Consider the following 17,950-nt stretch of genomic DNA (forward strand, 5'->3'; position numbering starts at 1 on the left):
CGGAGCGTTGAAGGCGCGGAGATCCGGAGAACCGGAGACGCGGAGCCTTGGAAGCGCACAACCTATCGGTGTTCCAACGACATGGGCAGCCGAGATTTCCAGTGGAAACTTCTCGTTGCGCTTTTGTGTCGCGCGCGTTCGCCCCAGACACCCCATTTCGCCGATCGGGATGGCGAGATGGCACTTTCCGTAGTCGGGGGGCTACGCAAATGGGTGCGTGGGGTGTGGAGTTCCCTTGCGGTGCAGCGAAAATGCCCAGTGGTGTGGTGGTGCGTGCTCGACTTCGTGAATCCGGCGTGCCCGGAACAGGCCGCCGTCGGGCGGCTGGACGGATACCGCGCGGCCGGGCGCGAAATCGTCGAGCGCGATCACGTCGCCGGCCGGTTGGCCCGGATGCCGGGTGGCATCGATCATTCGTACGCGGCCACCCGGCAACCGCGGGTCCATTCCGGACTGGGTGAGGCGGCTCATGGAGCTTGCGGAGCAGACAACCCGAATCCGGCAGTACATGGCGCACGTTGTGCCCGGGCTGCTTCAGACGGAGGACTATGCCAGGGCACTTCTCCGTGCGTGGAGACCCGAGCACTCGAAGAGCGTCTTCACCTGCGAATGACGCGACAAGTCCGTGCTGCTGCGACCGGTGGGCGGCGAGGTTATGGTGCGCCGACTCCGTCATCTTCGGACTATGACGGATCTACCCGAGATCTCGGTCCACGTGTTGCCCTTCATGCCGCGTACACGGAAGGTGCCCGATACCGGCCGCCCACGAGCGCCGGCAGGAGTCGGCTCTCCCACCGATATTGTCGGCAGAAATGCTCGATTACATGTCAGGGGACACGTGACCGAGTCCGAGCACTTGGCCATGCCAGGCCGACGTGTCGGTCTTCCCGGCCGCGACCCGGCGGCTCCACCATGAGCCGAGGATGGGCTGACATATCCGAGGCGACCGAGGCTGGAGTCCGGTCCCGGCTGCACGAGGTCCTTCCGGCCAGGCTTCGCAGCGCGAACGCCCTGGGCTTCTCCCGGGCAGCCGTCGACGGCTACCGCAACGACGTCACCCCCGACAGCCCGGTGGCCGACCTCAGGCCGGCTTGCGCCACACGGAGATGTGCTTCGCGGAGTCCTGGGTGAACGGAGCCTCGTCCCAGTCCGCGACGCGACGTTCCAGTTCGAGCCCGGCGATCCGTGCCATCAGGTCGAGCTCTGCCGGCCAGGCGTACCGGTGCCGGGAGTTGTCGCGGCGGTAGCAGCCGTCGTCGCCGTCGCGGGTGAAGTGGTGCGAGACGAGAATCTGCTCGACCAGGTCGAAGGTGTCGAAGCCGAGATGCTGCTCGGAGACATCGAACGGCACCGCGACCTGGCCGGGTGGCAGGAACCGCAGCGGCGGCACACCCAACTCGATGACGAATCGGCCGCCGGGCTCCAGATGCCGTGCGGCGTTGCGGAAGCACTCGACCTGCTCGTCCTGAGTGAGCAGGTTCGTGATGGTGTTGTAGACGAGGTAGACCAGGGTGAACTCACCGGGAACGACAGTGGTGGCCATGTCCCCGATGACTACCGGGAGTGTGTCCTCGTCGATCTTGCGTCGTAGCACCGCTGCCATGTGCTCGGACAGTTCGATGCCCACTACCGGCACGCCGCGTTCCCGGAGCGGGACTCCCACTCGCCCGGTTCCGATGGCGAACTCCAGTGCCCGGCCGTCTCCGGCGAGCTCGGCGAGGAAGGCGAGAGTCGGCCCGAGAACAGCAGCCGAGGACGCTTCGGTCTCCTCGGCGTCGTAGCGGTCGGCGGTGGCACGGGTCCACAGTTCACTGCTCGTCACGGACGGCCACTCTGCCGGATGCCGAGCGGCGCTGTCGACCGCCCACAACTCGTCGTCGCCTTCCCATGGTTTCGACCCAACCACCCCGCACCCCGGATCATCGGTTCCGGAGTGATCCAACGTCGTGGCTTGCCCTTGACGGCCGCGCTCGGCGCCTGACAGGGCGTGGGATTGTCGCGCCTTCCCGGGATTTGGGGAAGGGGCGCCGTCGGGTTCAGCCCGTGAGGGCGGCCAGGCGGAGGTCGACGACCAGGGTGTCGATGGCTTCGCGGTCGGGGTGGTCGGGGAGGGCCGAGTCGATGGCGTCGAGGGTGGCCTTTTCGCGTTCGAAGCGTTGGGCGAAGGCTTCGGGGTTTTCGGCGGCCAGTCGGCCGACGGCGAAGAGGTCTTCGCGGTGGGCGCTCACGTCGAGAAGCAACTCGCCGGTGCGTAGGAGTTGTTGGCCCTGAAGCAGCAGGCGCAGGCAGTGCCGGCCGTGTTTGGCGGTGCGCTTGGCCGTGTCGGCGGAGAAGCCGGCCTTGCCCGCCTCGTGCCGGCCCTGTAGCCGCTTGGCCTGCTGGACGGCGTAGCCGCCGTAGGCCGACCGTACGTACTCCGTGGACAGGAACGCGCCGCGCAGGGCCCGGAGTCGGCGGCCGGCCTCGGTCTCGACGCGGTACTCGGGGAGCCAGAGCAGCTCGGTCACCGTCGGGTTGCACTTGAGCGCCAGGCCGCAGTACTTGCCCAGTTCGTGCATCGTCACATCGGGCTTGGTGGTCACCTTGGAACTGCTCGTCGCGTTGGCGCCGTTCAACCCCAGGACCTCCCGCGAATCGGCGATGTACACCCCGAGCAGGTCCTCGTCCGACTCCGGCGTGGCCAGTCCGTAGGCGGTCGAGCCGACCACCCCCATCAGCAACGTACGCATCCCGCCGATCCCCGCTTCCCCGTGATGATGATCGTGGCACCGTTCGATTCCGAAGTATCCGATACGGCGGGTGCGATGCGAATCCGGTTTTTCCTTCAGCGTCGACCGGGTCGCCGGCTCAGCGCGTGGCCCAGCGCGAGGACCCACACCAGCAGCAGCGGCAGGGAGAGCAGGGCCAATCCGCCGAGCGCGGTGTTCAGGAGCAGGTAACCGAGGCCCGAGCCGACGATCGCGGCGGCCAGCGCGTACCCGGTGAACGATTCCCAGCGGCGCAGCGGTACGACCCGACGGGCCGCCACGGCTCCCACCGCGAGCGCGGCGAGGGCGAACATCTTGACGCCGTCGATGCGTTGGATCAGGTCGAACAGCCCACCGGCGAGGCCCGGATCGGCCGCGTCCGCCCGGCCGATCGCGACCAGTTCGAGCACGAGCTGGAGCACGGCCAGTCCGGCGGCGGTCGTCCCGGCCCAACCGGCGAAGCGGGCTCCCCGATCCCCGCCGGCCCGACGCAGCAAGGCGATACCGAGGACGGCCAACGCGCCGGCCGCGAGCCCGTGCACCAGCACGGACTGGGCGACGGCCCGGCCGGCGTCGCCCGCATAGGCCGAGGTGACCTCGGCGGCCGAATCACCAAGCTCCGGCGTGGCCCCTGCCGCGACGGTGAGCCCGGCGACCCACACGGCGGCGTGGCCGACCCCGGCGGCGAGCGAGCGCCTGCTCGGCGTACCCGGTGCGTCGGGCGCGACCTGCCCGGTCGAAGCGGTCGTCGTCTGCGCGGTGGTGATGGTCATCAGTTCTCCCGAGACTCGATGAGCTAACGCTGTTAGCTGCTCTGTGTCCATCATCCGGCTAACGGCGTTAGCCGTCAAGTGACCCCCGCCACCCGGCGCACCCGGCACTTGCACTTGCCTGATACCCCCCAGGGGTATAACTTTTGGTTGTGGCCGCCACCAAGGCCACCGCGAGTGGTCCGACCGGGCCCGCTCGGCCGGATCGCACGACGCACGGGAGATCGCCATGACCGTCCACGCCCACCACACCGCCGCCGCCGGCACCCCCGAGGGACTCCAGGTCTCGCGCGACGGCTACACGCTGGTCCCGGTCGCCGCGCCCGCCGGCACCTTCGCGTTCCGCATCGACGGCCCCGACGGAGCCCCGGTGCGCGAATACCTACCGCAGCACGACAAGGACCTGCACCTGATCGTGGTGCGGCGCGACCTGAGCGGCTTCCGCCACGTACACCCGGTGCTCGGCGAGGACGGCGTGTGGACCCAGGAGTTGACCCTCGACCGGGCCGGCACCTATCGGGTCTTCACCGACTTCGCCCCGGCCGTGACCGGCACCCCGCTCACCCTCGGCGTCGACGTCCAGGTCGCCGGCGACTTCCGGCCGGTGCCGTTGCCCGCGCCGGCGCCGACCGCGGAGGTGGACGGCTACACGGTGACCCTGGCGGGGGAGCCGGCCGCCGGGCAGGGCGCGCACATCACCCTCTCGGTCGCCCGGGACGGTCGGCCCGTCACCGACCTGGAGCCCTACCTCGCCGCGTTCGGCCACCTCGTGGTGCTGCGCGAGGGCGACCTGGCCTACCTGCACGTGCACCCCGGCGGCGCGCCCGGCGACGGAGTGACCCCGGCCGGCCCGGAGATCGCCTTCCACACCGAGCTGCCCAGCGTCGGCACCTACCGGTTCTTCCTCGACTTCAAGCACGGGGGCGTGGTGCGAACCGCCGAGTTCACCGTCGAGGCCGGCAAGCCCGCCGCCCCGGCCGACCCGCACGCGGCCCACGCGGGGCACCAAGGCCACCAGAACCACGACAGCCACCACGGCCACCACGGCTGACCCGACCCCACCCACATCGACGCGACCCCGCCACTCCCGGGCCGCGTCGATGTCGTGTTTTCCCGGCCAAAGGGGTACCGGAGCGATGCCCACCGCCCGCCCCGCCCCGCCCGGAGCACTCGAATGGCCCACCCGCGCCCGCCACGCCCCTCCGCACCCCCCGAGCATCCGGCGAACGCCCGGCCCCGCACCCCTTCCGCGCCCCGCACCCCTTCCGCAGCCAAGCTACCGGCCGTTAACATCCGGAAGCTGCCGTCGACATGCCCCGTCATGTTCGACAGGTGAGGAGGCGTGCTCGTGCCCGTTCTTCGTTCCCGGCTCGATCCCCGGTCGGACATCTACCGGGACAACCGCACCGCGCAACTCGCCGCGCTCGCGGCGCTGCACGAACAACTCGACCTGGCCCGCGCCGGCGGCGGCGAGCGCTACGTCGAACGGCACCTGGCGCGCGGCCGATTGACCGCCCGTCAGCGCATCGAGCTGCTGCTCGACCGGGACGCGCCCTTCCTCGAACTGTCCTCGCTCGCCGCGTGGGGCACCGAGTTCACCGTCGGCGCGGGCCTGGTCACCGGCATCGGCCCGGTCTCCGGCGTCGAGTGCGTACTGATCGCCAACGACCCGACCGTGCGCGGCGGTTCGCTCAACCCGTACGCACTGCGCAAGAACCTGCGCGCCCTGGAGATCGCCCGCCGCAACCGCCTGCCGGTGATCAGCCTGGTCGAGTCCGGCGGTGCCGATCTGCCCACCCAGGCCGAGCTGTTCGTGCCGGGCGGTCGGGTCTTCCACGACCTGACCGAGCTGTCCGCGCTGGGCATCCCCACCATCGCGCTGGTGTTCGGCAACTCGACCGCGGGCGGCGCCTACATCCCCGGCCTGTGCGACCACTCGGTGCTCGTGGCGGGGCAGGCCAAGGTGTTCCTCGGCGGCCCACCGCTGGTGCGGATGGCCACCGGCGAGGAGGCCGACGACGAGGAACTGGGCGGCGCCGCGATGCACGCCCGGGTGTCCGGGCTGGCCGACCACTACGCCGTGGACGAATACGACTGCCTGCGGATCGGTCGGCGGATCGTGGCCGAGCTGAACTGGCACAAGCACGGCCCCGGGCCGACCCACCCGGCGGACGAGCCGCTGTACGACATCGACGAGGTGCTCGGCCTGGTCTCCGCCGACCTGCGCGTGCCGTTCGATCCCCGCGAGGTGCTGGCCCGGGTGGTGGACGGTTCGCGGTTCGGCGAGTACAAGCCCGGCTACGGGACCAGCCTGGTCACCGGATGGGCCTCGGTGCACGGCTTCCCGGTGGGGGTGTTGGCCAACGCGCGCGGCGTGTTGTTCGGCGAGGAGTCGCGCAAGGCCGCCGAGTTCATCCAGTTGGCGAACCGCTCGTACACCCCGCTGCTGTTCCTGCAGAACACCACCGGCTACATGGTGGGCACCGCGTACGAACAGGGGGGCATCGTCAAGGACGGCGCCAAGATGATCAACGCGGTGACCAACTCGACCGTGCCGCACCTGACCCTGAACATCGGCGCGTCCTTCGGCGCCGGCAACTACGGCATGTCGGGCCGCGCCTTCGACCCCCGGCTGTTGTTCGCCTGGCCGACCGCGAAGCTCGCCGTGATGGGTGCGGCGCAACTGGCCGGCGTGTTGTCCATCGTCGGCCGGCAGGCCGCCGCGGCGCGCGGGATCGCCTTCGACGAGGAGGTGGACGAGTTGCGCCGGAGCGCGATCGAGGCGCAGATCGAGCGCGAGTCGCACGCGTTCTTCGTCACCGCGCGGCTCTACGACGACGGCGTGATCGATCCGCGCGACACCCGCACGGTGCTCGGCATCGCGCTGTCCGCGGCGCACTCGGCACCGGTCGCGGGCACCACCGGCTACGGGGTCTTTCGCATGTGACGCCGGCCGAGGGCACCCCAGCCGACCCGCCCGCCAGGCGGCAGCACACCGCAGGCACCCCGGCCGCCTCGCCCACCCGGCGCCGGGACACCCGAGGCACCCCAGCCGCCCCGCCGCCCGGAAACCGCACACCGAGGGGATCGTATGCCGTTCATCCGCAGGCTGTTGATCGCCAACCGCGGCGAGATCGCGGTCCGGATCGCCCGCACCGCACACACGATGGGCATCGACACGGTGGCCGTGTACGCCGATCCGGACACCGACTCGCCCCATGTCGCGGCGGCCGATCAGGCGGTCCGGCTGCCCGGCGAAACCGCCGCGGACACCTACCTGCGTGCCGACCTGCTGATCGAGGCGGCCCGGAGCACCGGCGCCGACGCGGTGCACCCGGGCTACGGATTCCTGTCCGAGAATGCCGACTTCGCCCGGCGGGTCGAGGCCGCCGGGCTCGTCTTCGTGGGGCCCGCGGCGCGGACCATCGCCGCGATGGGGGACAAGCTCGCCGCGAAGGAACTGCTCGGCGCGGCGGGTGTGCCGGTGTTGCCCGGCGGGATCGTCCGCGAGGACGGCGACGCACGCGAACTCGCCGCCCGGATCGGCTTCCCGCTGCTGGTCAAGGCCGCCTTCGGCGGCGGCGGCCGAGGCATGCGGGTGGTGCGCGAACAGGCCGCGCTGGCCGAGGCGGTGGCCGGCGCCCGGCGCGAGGCGGGCGCCGCGTTCGGCGACGACACCGTCTTCCTGGAGCGTCTGGTGGAGCGCCCCCGACACGTCGAGGTGCAGATCTTCGGCGACACCCACGGCACGGTGCTCGCGCTCTTCGAGCGGGACTGCTCGATCCAGCGCCGGCATCAGAAGCTGATCGAGGAGAGCCCCTCCCCGGCCGTCGACCCGGCGCTGCGGGCCCGGTTGTGCGCGGCGGCGGTGACCGCCGGTCGGGCGATCGGCTATGTCGGCGCGGGCACCGTGGAGTTCGTGCTCGACCGGGCCGGCGCGTTCCACCTCCTGGAGGTCAACACCCGACTCCAGGTCGAGCACCCGGTCACCGAACTGACCACCGGCCTGGACCTGGTCCGGCTGCAACTCCTGGTCGCCCAGGGCCACCCGCTGCCCGCCGAACCGGTCGCCGCCGGCCACGCCATCGAGGCCCGGCTGTACGCGGAGGACCCCGGCCGCGGCTACGCCCCCTCCGTCGGCACGCTGCACCGCTTCGAACTGGCCGAGCGGGACGGCATCCGGGTGGACGCCGGCGTGGCCGAAGGGAGCCGGATCGGCCCGCACTACGACGCGCTGCTGGCCAAGGTGATCGCGTACGCGCCGACCCGCGACGAGGCCTGCCGCAAGCTCGCCCACGCGCTCGCCCGGGCCCGACTGCACGGCGTGCGCACCAACCGCGACCTGCTCGTGGGCATCCTGCGCTCGCCCGAGTTCACCGCCGGAGACGCGGACACCGGCTTCCTGGATCGACATCCGCCGGCCGAACTGTGCGCCCCCGACCCGGCGGCGGCGGCGATCCACGCCGCCGCCGCGGCCCTGGCCGGACAGGCCGAACGGCGGGCGGCGGCCCGCGTGTTGGGCGGCATTCCGAGCGGCTGGCGCAACGTCCGCAGCGCCGACCAGCAGGTGACCTACGCGCACGACACCGACGGCCGCACGGTGGTCACGTATCGTCTCCCCGACCAGGTCGCGATCGACGGAAAGCCGTTGCCCGGTCTGGTCGTTCACGCCGCACACGCGGATCGGGTGGACCTGACCGCGGACGGGGTGCGGCGCACCGTCTCGGTGCACCGGGTCGGCGACACGATCCACCTGGACAGCCCGCTGGGCGCGAGCGAGCTGACCGAGCTGCCGCGACTGCCGGAACCGGCCGAACCCGTTCGGGAGCCCGTCGGTTCGCTGTCGGCCGCGATGCCCGGCACGGTGGTCCGGGTCGCGGTCGAAGAGGGCCAACACGTCGTGGCCGGACAACTCGTCCTGGCCGTCGAGGCGATGAAAATGGAACACGAGGTGCTCGCACCGCACGCGGGCGTTGTCGGTCGACTGACCGTGCGTCCGGGCGAACCGGTGGACGCCGGCACGGTGTTGGCGATCGTGGCCCCCGACGCCGACGCCGACGCCGAGACTCACGCGGAGGCCGCGCGATGAGCGCCTCGACCGACGGGACGCCGGCCCGCCGCCCGGTCCGGATCGCGAACTGCTCCGGTTTCTACGGCGATCGACCGGCCGCCGCACGCGAGATGGTCGAAGGCGGCCCGATCGACGTGCTCACCGGCGACTACCTGGCCGAACTGACCATGTCCATCCTGTGGAAGGCCCGGAACAAGGACCCCGACGCCGGCTACGCGCGCACCTTCGTCACCCAGATGGAACAGGTGATGGGCACCTGCCTGGACCGGGGCATCCGGATCGTCTCCAACGCCGGCGGGCTCAACCCGGCGGGCCTGGCCGAACGCCTGCGGGCGAGCGCGGAACGCCTGGGCCTGGCCCCGCGGATCGCCTACGTGAGCGGCGACGACGTACTGGACCGGATCGACGCGGGACCGCGCGCGGTGACCGCGAATGCCTACCTCGGCGGCTGGGGCATCGCCGAAGCCCTCGCCCGGGGCGCCGACATCGTGGTCTGCCCGCGGGTGACCGACGCCTCCCTGGTGGTCGGCCCCGCCGCCTGGTGGCACGGCTGGCGGCGCACGGACCACGACCGGCTCGCCGGCGCCGTCGTCGCGGGCCACGTGATCGAATGCGGCCCGCAGGCCACCGGCGGCAACTACCCGTTCTTCGGCGACCTCCCACGCCTGCACCGGCCGGGCCGCAGCCACGACTTCGCGCTGGACACCCGCCGCCCCGGCTTCCCGATCGCGGAGCTGGCCGCCGACGGTTCCTCGGTGATCACCAAACACCCGGGCACCGGCGGCCTGGTGTCGATCGGCACGGTCACCGCGCAACTGCTGTACGAGATCGCCGGACCCGCCTACGCCAACCCCGACGCGGTGGCCCGCTTGGACACCATCACGCTCGGCCCGGCAGGTCCGGACCGGGTGCGCATCCGCGGCGTGCGCGGACTGCCGCCGCCGCCCACCCTCAAGGTCGCCGTCAACGAACTCGGCGGCTACCGCAACACCATGACCATGGTGCTGACCGGCCTGGACATCGAGGCCAAGGCCGCGCACGCCGAACGCATGCTCTTCGACACGCTCGGCGGCCGGGACCGGTTCGCCGAGGTCGACGTACGGCTGCTGCGCTACGACCGACCCGACGCGCCGACCAACGAGCAGGCCACCGCGCACCTGCGGGTCACCGTCAAGGACCCCGACCCGACCAAGGTCGGCCGCGCCTTCTCCGGCGCGGTCGTCGAACTCGCGCTGGCCGGCTACCCGGGCTTTCACACCACCACCCCGCCCACCACCGAGACCGCCTACGGCGTCTTTCGGGCCGGGTGGATCCCGGTCGCCGAGGTCGAGCACACCGTGGTGCTGCCCGACGGCACCTCGCGGGCGATCGCGCCGCCCGAACACACCGCGCCGCTGCCCGCCGCCACCCCGCCGGCCGAACCACCGGTCCGCCACCCGGGACCGACCCGCCGGGCGCCGCTCGGACTGGTCTGCGGCGCCCGCTCCGGCGACAAGGGCGGCGACGCCAACCTGGGTCTGTGGGCCCGCAGCGATGCCGGCTTCCGCTGGCTGCGCGGGCATCTGACGGTCGATCGACTACGCGAACTGCTGCCCGAAGCAGCCGAGTTGCCCATCCAGCGGTATGTGCTGGCGAACCTGCGCGCGATCAACTTCGTGATCGTCGGCCTGCTCGGCGAGGGCGTCGCCGCCACCACCCGCCCGGATCCCCAGGCGAAGGGCCTGGCCGAGTACATCCGGTCCCGACACACCGACATCCCCACGACGCTGTTGGACGGGTGAGCCATGGACTTCCGAGAGAGCGACGAACACCGGGCCCTGCGCGCCGCGGTGGGCGCGATCACCGACGGATTCGGCCCCGGCTACTTCGCCGAGCACAGCCGCGACCGCCGACCCACCACCGAACTGTGGCAGGCCCTGGGTAAACACGGCTACATCGGCGTCAATCTGCCCGAGGAGTACGGCGGCGGAGGCGGCGGCCTGGTCGAACTGGCGATCGTCTGCGAGGAGGTCGCCGCACACGGCTGCCCGCTGCTGTTGCTCCTGGTCTCCAGTGCGATCGCCGGCGAGGTGCTCACCCGGTTCGGCACCGCCGGGCAAAAGCGCACCTGGCTGCCCCGCCTGGCCGCGGGCACCGGCAAGATCGTGTTCGCGATCACCGAACCGGACGCCGGCTCCAACACCCACCGCCTGGCCACCACCGCGACCCGCGTCGGCGACGGCTGGTCGGTGCGCGGCACCAAGCAGTTCATCTCCGGAGTCGACGAGGCCGACGCGATCCTGGTGGTCGCCCGGACCGGCACCGACCCCGAATCCGGCCGCGCCCGGCTCTCGCTGTTCCTGGTCGACGCCGCCCACCCGCGCCTGACCGCGACCCCGCTGGCGATCGAGGGCTCCGCACCCGAGCGGCAGTTCACCCTCTTCTTCGACGACGTACCGGTCGCCCCCGACCGACTGATCGGCACCGAGGGCGACGGACTGCGCCAGGTCTTCCACGGCCTGAACCCGGAACGGGTGACCGGTGCGGCACTGGGAGTTGGCATCGCCCGCCACGCGCTCGCCCGCGCCGCCGACTACGCCCGTACCCGCGAGGTGTGGGGCCGCCCGATCGGCACCCACCAGGCGATCGCCCACCCGCTCGCCGAGGCCGCCGTCGAGGTCGAGTCGGCCGCGCTGATGACGGCCCGCGCCGCCTGGCTGCACGACGCGGGCGAAGCGATGGTCAAGGCCGCCGGAGAGGCCGCCAACATGGCCAAGTACGCCGCCGCCGAGGCGGCCATCCACGCGGTGGACGCCGCCATCCAGACCCACGGCGGCAACGGCATGAGCCGCGACTACGGCCTGGTACCCCTGTGGGGCATGGCCCGCGCGTTGCGGATCGCGCCGGTCAGCCGGGAGATGATCCTCAATCACGTGGCGCAACACACCCTCGGACTGCCGCGCTCGTACTGATCGACACCCCCGTGTGTACCGGTCCGCGCTACGACCGCGGAGGACCCGGCGTACTTGCGTGCGACTTGTGAATGACCCGGTTCGGGACTCGGGATCGACGCGGCAGCACGCGGCCGGGCAGAAGATGGAGAGGCAGGCTGCTCCGCTCCCGGCGCGACTGTGTCGGGTGTCGGCCGGGACCGGTGTCATCGGTCGGGCTCGGCGAAGAAGGCAGTGGAAGCGTGGATCAGATGTTGGCGGGGCGTCCCTTCTGGGACGTGGACATCACGAGCATGTGGTTCGTCATAGGCATGGCGCTGGCCACGGCAGGCACCGCCTTCGCCACCATCTGGTTCTGGAACCGCCCCACGCTCCAGCGCACCCGCCGGATCTGCACGCTGCTGTTCACCCAGCTCATGGTCACCTTCACCATCCTGGCCGCGGTCAACGCGCAGATGTACTTCTACTCGACCCTGTCCGACCTGATGCACATCGCGGACGGGCCGCCGGTGCCGGACGTGTCGGTGTCCACCGTCAAGGTCAAGCACCTCGACCCAAGGCCGGCCGTGCCGTTCTCCGACGACCACGGCAAGGGGCTGCCGTTCATGGTCACCAAACCCCCGCTGACCGACCAGCCCCGAACCCCCAAGCCGCGACGGTCCGGCGCGGACCCCAAACACGGCGTGCTGGTCAACACCTCCATCCAGGGCACCCGCACCGGCTACAAGCTGGACACCTTCGTCTACCTGCCCGCCGCCTACTTCAACGCGGAGAACGCTCGCGCCCGCTTCCCGGTCATCCAGCTCACCTCCGGCTTCCCCGGCACCCCCGACACCTGGCTGCGCCGGATGAAGGTGCACCAGATGCTCGCCGGGCTGATGGAAACGGGCAAGATGCCGCCGACCATCGTGGTGATCGCGGCGCAGAACCCGATCGCGGGCCGGGACAGCGAGTGTGTGGACGCCCCCGGCGGTGCCCGCGCCGACACCTACCTCGGCCAGGACGTACCGGACGCCATAGCGGCCAACTTCCGCACCGCGCCCGCGCCGGCCGGATGGGGCCTGCTGGGCTACTCCACGGGCGGCTTCTGCTCGGTCAACCTGGCGCTGCGCCACCCCGACCGCTACACCGCCGCGGCCAGCCTCTCCGGCTACTTCAAGGCGATCACCGACGTGACCACCGGCGATCTGTACCGCGGCGACGACGCGCTGCGCCGGGCCAACAGCCCGCTGCACACCGTCGACGACGTGCGCAGGCCGCCGGTGCGGATGTACCTGTTCGCGGCCAAGGGCGAGGGCAAGACGGTCCGCGAGGCCCGCGAGTTCGCCCGCAAACTGCGGCCGACGGACAGCGTGAAGGTGCAGATAGAGTCGTCCGGCGGCCACAACTTCGGTACCTGGGCCAGGGGCCTGCCGGGCGCGTTCGAGTGGCTGGGACGCGAACTGGCGACCGGACCGGGCGGCGAGGTGCGCGGGCCGGCCTTCTCGGGCGGGCGACCGCTGCACTGAGACCCCGGCGGCGGGTGGGCGGGCGACCCGGCCGATCCCTTCAATACGGCCCGGTACGGTGCGAGACTTCTGCGGCGCCATCCGAACGGAAGCCCAGGGCCCGCGCCCGGCTCGGGAGCGGGACGCCGTCGCACCGAGACGAGGATCGCCCATGCATCCCGGTGTCACCGCCGCCGCGCACCCGCACCGCCCCGCCGTGATCATGGCCGGCACCGGCCGGGTCGTCGGCTACGCCGAACTGGACGCGGAGTGCAACCGCTTCGCCCACCTGCTGTACGACGCCGGGCTGCGCCCGGGGGACCACGTCGCGATCGCGCTGGAGAACCACCCGCTCTACCTCGCGCTCACCTGGGCCGCGCAGTGCTCGGGGCTGATCTACACGCCGGTGGGCGTACGACTGCATCCGGACGAACTGGCCTATGTCGTGGACAACTGCGGGGCCCGGGTGTTCGTCACCTCGGCCGCGCAGGCCGAACTCGCGGGCGCCATCCGCGACCGGGCGCCCCGGGTGGAGCGGTGGCTGATGCTGGACGGCGCGGTGCCCGGCTTCGAACCGTACGAGGTCGCGGTCCGCACCTGCCCGAGCACGCCGCTCGCGAGCCGGTTCGAGGGCGCGGACATGCTCTACTCGTCCGGCACCACCGGTCGCCCCAAGGGGGTACTGCCCAAACGCGAGGAGCACCCGCTGGGCACCGGGCCGGCGCTGACCCTGTTCCGCCTGATCGGCGCGCTGTACGGGATGGACACCTCGGGCGAGGGCGGCGACGTCTACCTGTGTCCCGCGCCGCTCTACCACGCGGCGCCGCTGCGCTACTGCATGCAGTTCCTGCGCGCCGGGCACACCGTGGTGGTCCTGGAGCGTTTCGACCCGGAGGCCGCGCTGGCCGCGATCGAGCGGTATCGGGTGACGCACAGCCAGTGGGTGCCGACGATGTTCGTGCGGATGCTCAAGCTGCCGGCCGACACGCGCGAACGCTACGACCTGTCCTCGCTGCGCTACGCGGTGCACGCCGCCGCGCCGTGTCCGCCCGAGGTCAAGGAATGCATGCTGGACTGGTGGGGACCGGTGTTGCACGAGTACTACGCCGGCACCGAGGGCAACGGCTACGTCGGCTGCGGGCCCCGTGAGTGGCTCGCGCACCGGGGCACGGTCGGGCGGGCGATCCTGGGCACGCCGCACATCTGCGACGGTGCGGGGCGGGAACTGCCGGTGGGCGAGGACGGTCTGGTCTACTTCGCCGACGGGCCGCAGTTCTCGTACCACGGCGACCCGGACAAGACCGAGGCCGGCCGTGATCCGGCGGGCCGGGGCTGGACCACCCTCGGCGACATCGGGCACCTGGACGCGGACGGCTATCTGTATCTGACGGATCGCCAATCGCACATGGTGATCAGCGGTGGGGTGAACATCTATCCGCAGGAGGTGGAGAACCTGCTCGCGCTGCATCCCGCGATCGCCGACGTCGCGGTGTTCGGCGTCCCGGACGCGGAACTGGGCGAACAGGTCAAGGCGGTCGTGCAACCGGCCGAAGGCGCGACGCCGGGGCCGGAGTTGGCCCGCGAGCTGATCGCCTACTGCCGGGCCCGGATCGCGCACTACAAGTGCCCGCGATCGGTGGACTTCCGCGCCGAGTTGCCTCGGCATCCGACCGGGAAGTTGTATAAGCGGCTGCTGATCGACGAGTACCGGGCGGCAGCGTCGGGTTCGACCTGAGGATCGGCAATTGCCTTGGCGTACGGCCCGGGTGCCTTGATACCGTCCGCGCGTGTTCACCCTTGCCGAACCTCCGGTCTTCGCCCGTCTGCGGGACGCCCGTTCCGTGTTGATCGCGGGGGCGGGGGGTGGTTTCGACGTGTTCTCCGGACTGCCGCTGGGGCTCGCGCTGGCCGAGCAGGGCAAGCGGGTGCACTACGCGAACCTGTCGTTCGTGACCGTGGATCGGCTGCCGTCGGCGAGTCGGCTGTTGCCCGGACTCGCCGCGGTGCGACCGGACACATCGGGCAACGACGACTACTTCCCGGAGCGCACGCTGGCGAGCTGGCTCGGGCGCAACGGTTTCGCCGACACCGTCTACGCGTTCGGGAAGACCGGGGTCAAGCCGCTGCGGGCCGCGTATCGGCGGTTGGTCAAGGACCTGGACGTGGACGCGATCGTGCTCGTGGACGGCGGCACCGACATCCTGATGCGCGGCGACGAGGCGTCGTTGGGCACCCCGGAGGAGGACATGACCAGCCTCGCCGCGGTGGCGGGTGTGCGGGTGCCGACCCGGCTGGTCGTCTCGCTCGGCTTCGGCATCGACTCCTACCACGGCATCTGCCACGCGCAGGTGTTGGAGAACCTGGCGGCGCTTACCCGGGAGGGGCACTACCTCGGCGCGTTGTCGATTCCGCGCGAATCGCGGGAGGGAGCGCTGTACCTGGACGCGGTGGCGTATGCGAACCGGCGCACCCCGCAGCGGCCGAGCATCGTGCAGGGCTCGGTCGCCTCGGCCCTGCACGGGCGGTTCGGCGACGCGCACTTCACCGAACGCACCGGAAACAGCGAGCTGTTCATCAATCCGCTGATGAGCGTGTACTTCACCGTCGACCTGGTCGGCCTGGCCGAACGCTCGTTGTACCTGTCGCGGCTGGAGGGCACCGAGAGCATCTGGGACGTCGCGCGGCGCATCGACGAGTTTCGCGACGAGTTGGCGTTCACCCGGCCGAGGCAGGCGATCCCGCACTGAGGCCCGGCGGGGCGCCGACCGGATCGGTGACCGGGCGTCAGGTCTCGTGCGACGGGCGGTATTCCTCCGGGCTCAGGCCGAACGTCCAGGCCACACCCTCGCGGGCGGTCTCGGTGTCCGGCGGCACGCGCAGCCAGTAGGTGCGGGTGCTGCCGTCCGGTTCGGGCGTGGAGTTGAGCACCTCGACCATCATGATCGGTTCGTCGTCGTCGAGTTCGATCTCCCACAACACGCCGGTCTCGTCCCGATCCAACGGCTGGGCACCGACCTCGCGCAGGTAGCGGTCGTAGCCGTAGATCTCCAGCATTACCCGGCGCAGCTCGGCGTTGTCCTCGTTGTGGATCGCGCGTACGGTCAGCCGGCTGCCGCCGGGGCCGAGACCGCCGACGAAATCGGCCGGCACCGGCATGCCGCGCCACGCGTGCAGCGCGAAGCCGTCGGCGTAGGTCAGCGCGGGGCCGTCGCCGTTGTGCAGCCGCGACTGGTCGTCGCGATGCATCGTGGTGGGCCGTTCGCTGACCAGCACGACCCGCTCGTACGGCCACCACCAGCCGACGTGCCGGGCCACCTCGGCGAGTTCGGCCAGGACCGGGAAGTCGAACTCGGGGAAGCGCTCCTTGAGTCCGTCGAAGACCGCGAGCCAGGCCGCGTCGTGTTGGCCGCCCAGCGCGCTGTGCGTGGTCGCGCGGACCTTGTCCGCGATGTCCCAGCGGCCGCGCGAGGCGGGGGTGCGCACCGAGGGGTCCCACGCGCCGACGCCGGAGTGCACCGCCTCGCGGATGCGCTCGGTGAGCTGCCGGGTGGGCTCCCACAGCCGGTCGGCGCCCTCGGCCCAGGCGAGCTCCCAGCCGCCCGCCCCCAGCACCGCGGTGGCCTGGGCCTTGGCGGCCGTCCAGGGGCCGCTCCAGAGCCGTTCCTGCACAGGCCGGCCCGGCCGCCCGGGCACCTTGACCGACAGCCGGGTGGCGGCCAGGTCGGCGGGCTTGCACGTGCCCGCCGCCACGGTCGCGGCCACCGCCGCCGCGAGGGGCGAGTCGTACCAGACCACCCGCTCCGGCTCGGACAACCCGGCGGCCCGATACACGGCCCGGATGGCCTCCTCGGCGGCGGGCCGATCGGCGGGACCGGTGGCGGCGGCGACGTGCGCCCAGTCGGTGGTGGCCTCGGCCAGGGCGAGCCGATCCGCGAGGCCGAGCACCGGCCGAGGGGCGGGTCGCGGCCGGCCGACGACCGGCGCGTGTTGCGGGGTCGGCCGGGCGCGGTCGGCGGCGGCCCGGGCGTCGTGGGCGGTCGGCCCGGTCGCCCCCGCGGGCTCGGCGGCCCGGGTCGGCGCGTGCAGCGGGGTGCGCCGTGCCCGGTGGGGGCTCGGCTGTGGCGGCTCGTGCGGTGCCTCGTCGAGCGGGGGAGTGGCCCGCGCCGCGGACTCGGCCTCGCGCGCGGCCCGTTCCTCGCGTGCCCGCAGCGCCGCCCAGGCCGCCGCCGCCGGATTGGCGGGCGGCGCGGGCGGGTTTGGCGGGCGCGGGGCGAGGGCCTTGCGCGGCAGCGCGATCCCGGGCAGCTTGCGGGGCGGCGTGGCCATCGTGTCTCCCGTGGTGTGCGGTTGCGCCCGGTCGGCGGCGAAAGCTCGGGCCGGACCGGTCGGCTCGACGCGTCGGATGATCCTCGCCCACCGGATCGGCTCGGCGCGTCGGGGTGTGTCGAGCGCGGAGACCATGGTTCCACCGGCTCCGACCCGGCTGCGGTGGATGTCGGCTCCGACCCGATCCCGAGCCCGCGTTCGAGCCGGCGAGCCGGAAAGAGCCCGGGCCCGAAGGCGCGTCGGCGGACGTGCCGGACCGGATCTAGTCCGCCACCATCCGGACCGCGCCCGGGATGTACTCGCGTTGGCGGACCACTCGGTACCAGCCCTTCGGCAGGTCGATCGTGGCGTGTTCCTCGTGCACGATGCGGGTGGCCTCGTCCAGGTGCAGGTGGCCGATCAGCATCGGTTCCGGGGCCAGGTACAGCGTGCCACTGCCGACCACCGCGTGGGCGTGCCCGGTGGCCTCGCCGAGCGCCAGCACGAGTCGGCCGCGGGCGTCCCGGGGTTTGGTCGGCAGCGCCTCGACGCCGGTGGGCACGGTCTGTGCCTTGATCGGTTGCAGCAGGATGTCGCCCTGGCGAAACATGGCAAACCTCCATCGGGATGGTCGAATCGA

At 71.9% G+C, this 17,950-nt stretch carries 14 protein-coding genes and 1 pseudogene; 9 read left to right on the forward strand and 6 right to left on the reverse strand.

Going from position 1 to position 17,950, the window contains the following annotated elements; translation table 11 throughout:
• Positions 1-201 precede the first annotated feature (201 nt).
• Complete coding sequence (locus ABZ374_RS25265; RefSeq protein ID WP_360314766.1) at positions 202-414, reverse strand: hypothetical protein; 213 nt, start codon at positions 412-414, stop codon at positions 202-204.
• 55 nt (positions 415-469) lie between these two features.
• On the opposite strand from ABZ374_RS25265, the pseudogene ABZ374_RS25270 reads away from it, so the two are divergent.
• A pseudogene (locus ABZ374_RS25270) lies at positions 470-916 on the forward strand (Scr1 family TA system antitoxin-like transcriptional regulator).
• A 165-nt stretch (positions 917-1,081) separates the two neighbouring features.
• On the opposite strand, the gene ABZ374_RS25275 reads toward ABZ374_RS25270, so the two are convergent.
• From ABZ374_RS25275 to ABZ374_RS25285, 3 genes are all read right to left on the reverse strand, one after another.
• Entirely contained in the window at positions 1,082-1,822 is a 741-nt protein-coding gene (locus tag ABZ374_RS25275) for a class I SAM-dependent methyltransferase (RefSeq protein ID WP_360314768.1), read from the reverse strand.
• A 214-nt stretch (positions 1,823-2,036) separates the two neighbouring features.
• On the reverse strand, positions 2,037-2,729 hold the full coding sequence (locus ABZ374_RS25280) for a nucleotidyltransferase domain-containing protein (protein ID WP_360314770.1): 693 nt from the start codon (positions 2,727-2,729) through the stop codon (positions 2,037-2,039).
• Between the two features lie 95 nt (positions 2,730-2,824).
• Positions 2,825-3,520, reverse strand: a complete 696-nt coding sequence (locus tag ABZ374_RS25285) for a hypothetical protein (protein ID WP_360314771.1) — start codon at positions 3,518-3,520, stop codon at positions 2,825-2,827.
• A gap of 226 nt (positions 3,521-3,746) precedes the next feature.
• On the opposite strand from ABZ374_RS25285, the gene ABZ374_RS25290 reads away from it, so the two are divergent.
• The 8 genes from ABZ374_RS25290 to ABZ374_RS25325 all read left to right on the forward strand — a co-directional run bounded on the left by ABZ374_RS25290 (position 3,747) and on the right by ABZ374_RS25325 (position 15,752).
• Positions 3,747-4,568 carry a hypothetical protein gene (locus ABZ374_RS25290; protein WP_360314773.1) on the forward strand — a complete coding sequence of 274 codons (822 nt, stop codon included), beginning with the start codon at positions 3,747-3,749 and terminating at the stop codon, positions 4,566-4,568.
• A 297-nt stretch (positions 4,569-4,865) separates the two neighbouring features.
• Entirely contained in the window at positions 4,866-6,464 is a 1,599-nt protein-coding gene (locus tag ABZ374_RS25295; RefSeq protein ID WP_360314775.1) for a carboxyl transferase domain-containing protein, read from the forward strand.
• 144 nt (positions 6,465-6,608) lie between these two features.
• On the forward strand, positions 6,609-8,606 hold the full coding sequence (locus ABZ374_RS25300; protein WP_360314777.1) for a biotin carboxylase N-terminal domain-containing protein: 1,998 nt from the start codon (positions 6,609-6,611) through the stop codon (positions 8,604-8,606).
• Entirely contained in the window at positions 8,603-10,369 is a 1,767-nt protein-coding gene (locus tag ABZ374_RS25305; protein WP_360314779.1) for an acyclic terpene utilization AtuA family protein, read from the forward strand. The genes ABZ374_RS25300 and ABZ374_RS25305 overlap by 4 nt, the downstream gene beginning before the upstream one ends.
• A gap of 3 nt (positions 10,370-10,372) precedes the next feature.
• Entirely contained in the window at positions 10,373-11,539 is a 1,167-nt protein-coding gene (locus ABZ374_RS25310) for an acyl-CoA dehydrogenase family protein (RefSeq protein WP_360314781.1), read from the forward strand.
• Positions 11,540-11,769: 230 nt separating this feature from the next.
• Entirely contained in the window at positions 11,770-13,026 is a 1,257-nt protein-coding gene (locus ABZ374_RS25315; RefSeq protein ID WP_360314904.1) for an alpha/beta hydrolase-fold protein, read from the forward strand.
• A 151-nt stretch (positions 13,027-13,177) separates the two neighbouring features.
• A complete protein-coding gene (locus ABZ374_RS25320; RefSeq protein WP_360314783.1) occupies positions 13,178-14,740 on the forward strand; it encodes an AMP-binding protein in 1,563 nt (520 codons plus the stop codon).
• 52 nt (positions 14,741-14,792) lie between these two features.
• Positions 14,793-15,752, forward strand: a complete 960-nt coding sequence (locus tag ABZ374_RS25325) for a DUF1152 domain-containing protein (RefSeq protein WP_360314785.1) — start codon at positions 14,793-14,795, stop codon at positions 15,750-15,752.
• 37 nt (positions 15,753-15,789) lie between these two features.
• On the opposite strand, the gene ABZ374_RS25330 is transcribed toward ABZ374_RS25325, so the two are convergent.
• Both ABZ374_RS25330 and ABZ374_RS25335 read right to left on the reverse strand, forming a co-directional pair.
• Positions 15,790-17,331 carry a DUF6745 domain-containing protein gene (locus ABZ374_RS25330; RefSeq protein WP_360314787.1) on the reverse strand — a complete coding sequence of 514 codons (1,542 nt, stop codon included), beginning with the start codon at positions 17,329-17,331 and terminating at the stop codon, positions 15,790-15,792.
• Between the two features lie 262 nt (positions 17,332-17,593).
• On the reverse strand, positions 17,594-17,920 hold the full coding sequence (locus ABZ374_RS25335) for a hypothetical protein (RefSeq protein WP_360314789.1): 327 nt from the start codon (positions 17,918-17,920) through the stop codon (positions 17,594-17,596).
• Positions 17,921-17,950 lie beyond the last annotated feature (30 nt).

This window comes from Embleya sp. NPDC005971, from assembly GCF_040629175.1.
In the GTDB taxonomy this organism is placed as follows: Bacteria; Actinomycetota; Actinomycetes; order Streptomycetales; family Streptomycetaceae; genus Embleya.

Coding starts and splice junctions, on each gene's coding strand:
- ABZ374_RS25285 (WP_360314771.1), bottom strand. CDS start 3,520: ATGACCATCACCACCGCGCAGACGACGACCGCTTCGACCGGGCAGGTC.
- ABZ374_RS25330 (WP_360314787.1), bottom strand. CDS start 17,331: ATGGCCACGCCGCCCCGCAAGCTGCCCGGGATCGCGCTGCCGCGCAAG.
- ABZ374_RS25320 (WP_360314783.1), top strand. CDS start 13,178: ATGCATCCCGGTGTCACCGCCGCCGCGCACCCGCACCGCCCCGCCGTG.
- ABZ374_RS25265 (WP_360314766.1), bottom strand. CDS start 414: ATGATCGATGCCACCCGGCATCCGGGCCAACCGGCCGGCGACGTGATC.
- ABZ374_RS25280 (WP_360314770.1), bottom strand. CDS start 2,729: ATGCGTACGTTGCTGATGGGGGTGGTCGGCTCGACCGCCTACGGACTG.
- ABZ374_RS25300 (WP_360314777.1), top strand. CDS start 6,609: ATGCCGTTCATCCGCAGGCTGTTGATCGCCAACCGCGGCGAGATCGCG.
- ABZ374_RS25305 (WP_360314779.1), top strand. CDS start 8,603: ATGAGCGCCTCGACCGACGGGACGCCGGCCCGCCGCCCGGTCCGGATC.
- ABZ374_RS25290 (WP_360314773.1), top strand. CDS start 3,747: ATGACCGTCCACGCCCACCACACCGCCGCCGCCGGCACCCCCGAGGGA.
- ABZ374_RS25335 (WP_360314789.1), bottom strand. CDS start 17,920: ATGTTTCGCCAGGGCGACATCCTGCTGCAACCGATCAAGGCACAGACC.
- ABZ374_RS25315 (WP_360314904.1), top strand. CDS start 11,770: ATGTTGGCGGGGCGTCCCTTCTGGGACGTGGACATCACGAGCATGTGG.
- ABZ374_RS25310 (WP_360314781.1), top strand. CDS start 10,373: ATGGACTTCCGAGAGAGCGACGAACACCGGGCCCTGCGCGCCGCGGTG.